Source organism: Natrialba taiwanensis DSM 12281, assembly GCF_000337595.1.
Classification (GTDB): domain Archaea; phylum Halobacteriota; class Halobacteria; order Halobacteriales; family Natrialbaceae; genus Natrialba; species Natrialba taiwanensis.
In genome coordinates this window covers 1-1,182 of record NZ_AOIL01000033.1, presented here as the reverse complement: position 1 = coordinate 1,182, position 1,182 = coordinate 1, and the positions used below count along the sequence as shown (strand labels likewise).

Below are 1,182 nucleotides of genomic sequence, written 5' to 3'. Positions count from 1 at the left end.
GAGAATCTTCTGCACAAAGACGCCTCTTCCGCTTCACCTCAATCGTTCTGACGACTTACCCCAATGCCGTCCGTGGATTCAATAGAACCATTTTCTCTATAACTAGTTTGTATGGTCCCCGAATTCGTTCCGGAAGCATATCGCCTTTGCCGTCGAATTCATTCACGATCCATGTCCCAGAGGAGTGACTCGAACGGTGTGAGGGGGTGGCGGCGGTGGATGGCGAGCGGTCTCTTGCTTCTCGCCGCCCTCGGTGCGGTATATGCGTTCGGGACCTCCATCACGGCTGTCCGAACAGCCGGTCCCGAGGCGGTAGTCGCCGAGAGTTGGCGGCTCTTTGGTCTTCTCGTCTTCGCCGGAATCTTTCTGCTGCTTGCAGTTCGACCACGACTGTACCCGGGCATCTGGGAACTCGCAATCTTCCACAAGGCTGTGACGGCAACGTACCTGTTTGCCTTCGCCAGCGATGCTCCAGATGCCACGGGCACGGCTATCGCCGACGGTGTGTTGGCCGTCGTAATTATCGTCGCGTATCTGCTCGTCAGGGCGGACAGAAACTGGGAAGGGTTCCGAGACCGCCAGCCGACTGAAGAGAAATCAGTTCGATAGTCCGGTTGCTGGTCATGTGTACCCGAGCAATGACTAACCGAGTCGGTGGCTGTATCGACTATAGTATCCGTTAAAAATTTTTACTCAGAGATTCTTTCTGAAGGTAGTAGATCATCTCGACGAAATCTCCATCAAGGAATTGCAAGATGCTCTCGGCAACGTGGAGGGAAAGAAGCCGATAAAACGGCTCTTAGCGGCAATAGCGTACAAAACGGCGTTACACAGACTGAACTAGCCGAATGGTACGACGTTCAACGACGCACGATCTATAGCTAGCTCAAGCGACTCGACACCGACGAGTCGCTTGAGCAGGCTGTAACTGACGATCACCAATCTGGGAGAAATCGAAAGCCCTCAGAAAAAGAACAACACGAATTCGAAGAAGCTGTCCACGACTCACCCGAAGAAGTTGGGGTTGACGCGCCGGCGTCCACGCCGGCGCTCGTCCAGCAGTATCTCGACGAGACCTACGATGTTGAGTACCCAATCCCGAGTTGCCGGCGGTTGCTCAAAGAAGCGGGATTGAGCTATCAAAAACCACGCCGTACAGCCGCTGAAGCTGAGGCTGACGAA

At 54.3% G+C, this 1,182-nt stretch carries 1 protein-coding gene and 1 pseudogene; both read left to right on the top strand.

Features of this window, described 5'->3' with window-relative positions; all coding sequences use genetic code 11:
- The first annotated feature begins 171 nt into the window (after positions 1–171).
- A complete protein-coding gene (locus C484_RS09555) occupies positions 172–609 on the top strand; it encodes a hypothetical protein (RefSeq protein WP_049915254.1) in 438 nt (145 codons plus the stop codon).
- Positions 610–706: 97 nt separating this feature from the next.
- A pseudogene (locus C484_RS22265) lies at positions 707–1,182 on the top strand (winged helix-turn-helix domain-containing protein); the annotation flags it as partial.